Annotated in this window: 3 protein-coding genes and 4 pseudogenes; 2 read left to right on the top strand and 5 right to left on the bottom strand. The window is 57.8% G+C overall.

Annotated elements, in window-relative coordinates:
- Positions 1-134, top strand: a pseudogene (locus NKI29_RS33180) (IS110 family RNA-guided transposase); the annotation flags it as partial.
- Between the two features lie 23 nt (positions 135-157).
- Here the strand turns inward: NKI29_RS33180 and tnpC are convergent.
- From tnpC to NKI29_RS33160, 4 genes and pseudogenes are all read right to left on the bottom strand, one after another.
- Positions 158-1,761 (bottom strand): annotated as a pseudogene (gene tnpC / locus NKI29_RS33175) (IS66 family transposase).
- Positions 1,762-1,803: 42 nt separating this feature from the next.
- Positions 1,804-2,178, bottom strand: a complete 375-nt coding sequence (gene tnpB, locus NKI29_RS33170) for an IS66 family insertion sequence element accessory protein TnpB (RefSeq protein ID WP_352798673.1) — start codon at positions 2,176-2,178, stop codon at positions 1,804-1,806.
- Positions 2,175-2,555 (bottom strand): transposase, encoded by a 381-nt coding sequence (locus tag NKI29_RS33165; protein WP_245274633.1) that lies wholly within the window; start codon positions 2,553-2,555, stop codon positions 2,175-2,177. The genes tnpB and NKI29_RS33165 overlap by 4 nt, the downstream gene beginning before the upstream one ends.
- A gap of 431 nt (positions 2,556-2,986) precedes the next feature.
- Positions 2,987-4,303: a CapA family protein gene (locus NKI29_RS33160; protein WP_352798671.1), complete on the bottom strand. Its 1,317-nt coding sequence runs from the start codon at positions 4,301-4,303 to the stop codon at positions 2,987-2,989.
- Positions 4,304-4,760: 457 nt separating this feature from the next.
- On the opposite strand from NKI29_RS33160, the pseudogene NKI29_RS33155 reads away from it, so the two are divergent.
- Positions 4,761-4,925 (top strand): annotated as a pseudogene (locus tag NKI29_RS33155) (IS3 family transposase); the annotation flags it as partial.
- Between the two features lies 1 nt (position 4,926).
- On the opposite strand, the pseudogene NKI29_RS33150 reads toward NKI29_RS33155, so the two are convergent.
- Positions 4,927-5,103 (bottom strand): annotated as a pseudogene (locus NKI29_RS33150) (M24 family metallopeptidase); the annotation flags it as partial.
- Positions 5,104-5,132: the final 29 nt, after the last annotated feature.

Below are 5,132 nucleotides of genomic sequence, written 5' to 3'. Positions count from 1 at the left end.
CAGCCTGGTTGCAACTGACGAGGTCGTTGTCGAGGCGAACCGGCAATGCCATGGCGGTGGTGCGCATGCTTTCGCCCTTCGTCGGCCGGGTGATTGTCGCCAATCCGATGCAGGTGAAGGCGATCGCCCATGCCAGTAAGCGGGTAGCTGATGCCGTTCAGCGGTGGTAGTTCCAAGGCATGAGCGCCTCGATAGCGCTGTTTGGCCAGCCATTGGCGATGCGCTCGAGGGTCTGGGTGAGCCAGGCGTGCGGATCGACCTGGTTCATCTTGGCGGTGGTCAGCAGCGTGGCGATGGTGGCCCATGTCCGTCCGCCGCCGTCGCTGCCAGCGAAGAGGCTGTTCTTTCGGGTAATTGTCTGTGGCCTGATGGCGCGCTCGACGGTGTTGGAGTCGATTTCGATGCGGCCGTCGGTGAGGAAGCGCTCCAGCGCGGCACGCCGGCCGAGCGCATAGCGGATCGCCTCGGCGGGCTTCGATTTTCCCGACAGCTTCGGCAGCTCCTTTTCCCACAGCGCAAAGAGAGCGGCAACGACGGCGGCGGATTTCTCCTGACGCGCAGCTATCCGTACTGCCGGATCCTGGCCGCGTACGGTCTCCTCGGCGGTCCACAGCGGGGCCATCTGCGCCACCGTCTGCGAGGCAATAACGGAGGAGCCTGCGGCATGCAGTTCGTAGAACTTGCGCCGCACGTGCGACCAGCACGCCGCCAGCGTCACGCCGTCATTGCCCCGATCGGATCGGGCCAGCCGGTTATAGGCGGCGTTCCGTCGACTTGCAGGATGCCGCGATAGCCGTCCAGATGACGGGCGACACATTCGCCGGCGCGGCTGTCCTCGAAGCGGTAGGCGACAATGGGCGGTCCACTGCCGCCAAAGGGCCGATCATCGCGGACATAGGTCCAGAGGTAGGCCGTCTTGGCCTTGCCAGATCCCGGCGCCAGCGTTGGCAGCGTGGTCTCATCGGCGAAGACCCGCTCCCCCTGCTTGATGCGAGCCAGTGCGTAATCGGCGAGCGGCTCGAGCTCGAAGCCGAGCTTGCCCATCCACTGCGCCATCTGTGACCGGTCGATCTCGACCTGATCGCGGGCATAGATCGCTTCCTGGCGGTAGAGCGGCAGGCCATCGGCGTATTTCGACACCGCGATCTGCGCCAGCAGCGCTTCGGTCGGAATGCCGCTTTCGATAATGCGGGCGGGCGCGGCTGCCTGGATGACGCCGTCCCAGCCCTTGTAGGCATATTTGGGGCGACGCGTGACGATCACCCGGAACTTCGCCGGGGTGACATCGAGCCGTTCGGAGACGTCCTCGCCGATCAGGATCTTTTCCAGCGCTTCGCAGCCAGCAGGCGTCTCGGGCTCGATGACCACCTCGATCCGTTCGAGATGGGCCGCAAAGCCTTTGCGAGGGCGCGGGGCGCGCTTCGCTTTCGAGCCGCCCGCAGACTTCTCCATCTGCGCTTGGATGGCCGCCACGCCGGTTTCGATCTCGTCGAAGACCAGAGCGTACTGCTCCTCGCTCAGCGCACCGGCCCGCAACCTTTCGGAGCGGCTGCCGAAGCGCGACCGCTCCAGCATCTTCACCACCGCCGTCAGTCGTGCGATCCGCTCCTCGGCGCTCTTGTTGACCAACTCGAGATGCGTATTGTGGACTTCGAGATCGGCATTACGCTCTTCCAGACCGGCGGCTTTTTCGGCCATGGCAACAACCATCGCCTTGAGCGCGTCAACGTCGTCCGGGAGCGCGAGATCGGGTGCCGACATGGCCAAAATCAGAGCATATTCGCGGGCAATTTTCCCGCGTTTTCAGCTCCCTGATTCATCATGCCGCAGGGTTTTACCCAACCGATTGCGGCCGCCTGACGGTCTCCGTTCGAACCCGTTCCAGTCCATTCCGTCAACCAGAGCCATGAGCTGAGCATGATTGAGCTGGACCCGGTGGTGGCCGATCCGCGGCCAGCAGAACTTCGCCTCATCCAGCCGCTTGGCATAAAGACACACGCCGCTGCCGTCCCACCAGACTATCTTGATCCTGTCCGCTCTTTTGGCGCGGAATACATAAAGTGCGCCGTTGAATGGATCCGAGCCGGCATCGCGCACCAGTGCCAAAAGGCCGTCGGGACCTTTTCTAAAATCGACTGGATGACTGGCGACCAACACCTTCACGCCAGCCGGGATCATGCCTGGCGAACCGCCCGGATAATCCGCACCAGCTGCTCCTCATTGATATCGGCACCGGCGCGAATGACCACGCCACCCAGCTCGATCTCCACCGACGCAGACGCTGTCGGCGTGACCTCGACAAAGCCGAGCCGCTCCGCATCCCTGTGTGGCGTGACCGCACCGCTCTTGATCGCCTTGCTCCGCCAGCCGAACAGCTGGGCCGGCGCCATCCCCGCTTGTCTGGCAATGGCCGATACATTCGCGCCCGGCTTCAGTGTCGCCTCGATCAGCCGCGACTTCGCTTCCGCCGACCAGCGCCGCCGCGGACGCTGCGGGCTTGCCTCCAGTCGGTTGGCAACCGCTTCAAGAACATGGAAACTTCTATCATCAGGCATAGGCGCAGACATAGAAATTGACACTGCAAGCTCCTCGGCTCCTTGCTTCAGTGTCAGTATGTCTCGCTCATCACCTCAAGCCGCGCCAGATGGGGTCAGCTTGGCGCTTACGATACTTCTTCGCTCCATGGCCCTTAGGCGGTCCGGGCGCAACAGAGGACCACGGCATATAGGTGAGTAATGACGCGACCATCCCCTCGGTTTGAAGGTGGAAGTAATTGCGGTATTCGCGGCCGTGATCGGCAGCCGGCTCGTGATGCTCGCCATCAGGCAAGGACGCCTATCCACCAAACGGTGCAGCAGGCTCCGCAATGATCACTTTAACGGCTGGTTCAATAAACTAACATCTTGGGTTATTCATGAGTGCCGCCCACTAACTAACAAAGCGCTCCTGACAACTTGGCGCGGTCATAGTCATCCAGTCGCCGCTCTTAGGTCTGCCAAGCTCCTCCCAGCACCAAATCAGCGTACTTTTTCATCTGGTCTATATCTTTATTCGCGCCACCAACATCGCCGAGGTGTCCTTGCAGCTTCTCAATACGCATTAGTCTCTTGTCACCTTCGTAAGAAATATTACGGAAGACTGGAATCGGTCTTACGCCTTTTATGTAAGTGCGGTATTCGCCATCCATGCGACCTCTCGCGAGCTCCAGATTAAGTACCAAACTAAGGATAAGATGTGGTGCTGTGTACCAGCCCCATGTAAGACTCCCCAACGAGTATGCAATGACTGCAATGCGGTTCGGGTCCCGCTTTGTACGATAATACTCGACGGGTTGTATGACATGAGGATGGGCTCCGATGATCAAATCCACCCCTGCCTCAACCAACGTGTGGGCTGCTTCAATTTGCCGGAGCCGAGGGAAAAACTCACAGTCGACGCCCCAGTGAATTGAAGCGACAATAAAGTCACACCCTCTCTTCTTACAATCGTCTATCTGCGCCAGAAGGAGATCTAAGTCAGTAGGGGCGTATTTTGACATGAGCTTGGACGTATGAACACGATATTCCTCACCTTCTGGCAGTGTCTTACCGTTGAGGCCGTACGTCGCCGAGACGAACCCCAGCTTAATTCCATTACTATTGAAGACTTTTCCTTTGCCGTATTCCTCTTCGCTTCGAGGGGCACCAATATCCATAATTCCATCTCGTGAGAGTAGATCATGTGTTGCAGATAATCTCTCTACACCAAGATCAAGTGCGTGGTTATTCGCCATGTTGAGGACATCGAATCTTTCTCCATTACACTCTATCATAGTGTAATATTGCAGAGTAGAACAACATATACCGTGAAGTTCCTGGCCATCACCCATTTTTTCATTCAGGATGCTGTCGTCTGCGACTACTTGTTCCAAGTTTGCAAATGACACGTCGACATCAAACAAAATATCTTTGATGCCGCCGAACAAGATATCTTTGGAATGTTCCAAGCCCTCGGCTCGAATCAAGTCTCCCGCTGCGCCAAACGTCAGCGATTCTTCTTTCCGGAATCCGGCAGGCAACGCTACGACGGATGCGTCATTCTGAAATACGGTCTCGGAAACCTCCTGTTTCGTTCTCGTAATGGGGTTCCCGCTGGTATAGTACCAGTACGCCCAATCGGTGGCATCTGCCTCCGCATCATCGACAGTCACGACCTCAAGTGGAAAATCCCACCACCCAAATAGTTTGGCTTTTCGCGCAGCTTCTAGCATTTCCCTCGTAGCCGGGAAAACGTCCATAGGGGATGAAGGGAGGGTATGCGACATGGCTGTTGTTCCTGTATCGTTGTTACATAAGTTCCTGTAGGGGCAGCTATTTTTTCTAGCCCCCGTCCTCATTGGGGTTTGCTGCCACCTCAAGTTAGAAAAGCGCCAAGAATCCGCGTGGCCGGCTCCATATAGAACGCAAACCTCGATGGGATCCGATCAGCCTTCCCGTTGCTCCAAATGACACAACATTGGCCTGCAGCGGTCTTTGCGACTTCTCCGAATCATACTGACACGTGAATCGGAGGGTCCTTTAGAGCTTCTGCTTTCTGGCCCCTAGGCGCTCGACTATTAGTAGAGATTCTTGATGTGACAATGCTTCGTTTGTTATACGGTTTGTTATGTGCCGTACCCCTTCGTTCTTTGCAATCGTTGCCACCGCGGTGCGGCTCTTCGGGGCGAAAGAAGCTCGCGCTCAACATCGGTCCTGTGGGCGTTCCGTTGTCGAGTTGTATGATACGCGAGGCCACACTCCTCGTTGGGCTATCAGATCCCGACAGCGTATGCCGGGATCATCCCCGCAACCGGCTTCGACGCTACGCTGATTGAAGGCTCCGCACCTCCGCCGGTTGCTCACCTCGCGCCCTACGGCGTAACACAAAAGGCCGAGGCTCTAACCTGAAGTATGCGCCATTCGCATCATATCCAGTTAGATACTCAAGGTGGCCGTGGGCGGTGACTAGGAGCGCGTCGAGCTCAGCGCTCTCGACTAAGTCTATCACTTTGCGCTGTCTGCGCTCGTACTCTGATCGTGGAAAGGCGACGCCGGTCAGAGGAATCGCTAAAGATGTCGGGGTCATACACCACCTCATGAATTGCCATGTTGACG

The sequence above is a fragment of the Mesorhizobium sp. M0678 genome, assembly GCF_040320505.1.
Taxonomy (GTDB): domain Bacteria; phylum Pseudomonadota; class Alphaproteobacteria; order Rhizobiales; family Rhizobiaceae; genus Mesorhizobium.
The sequence above is the reverse complement of the archived record's forward strand: the minus strand, read 5'-3'. Positions and strand labels throughout refer to the sequence as shown.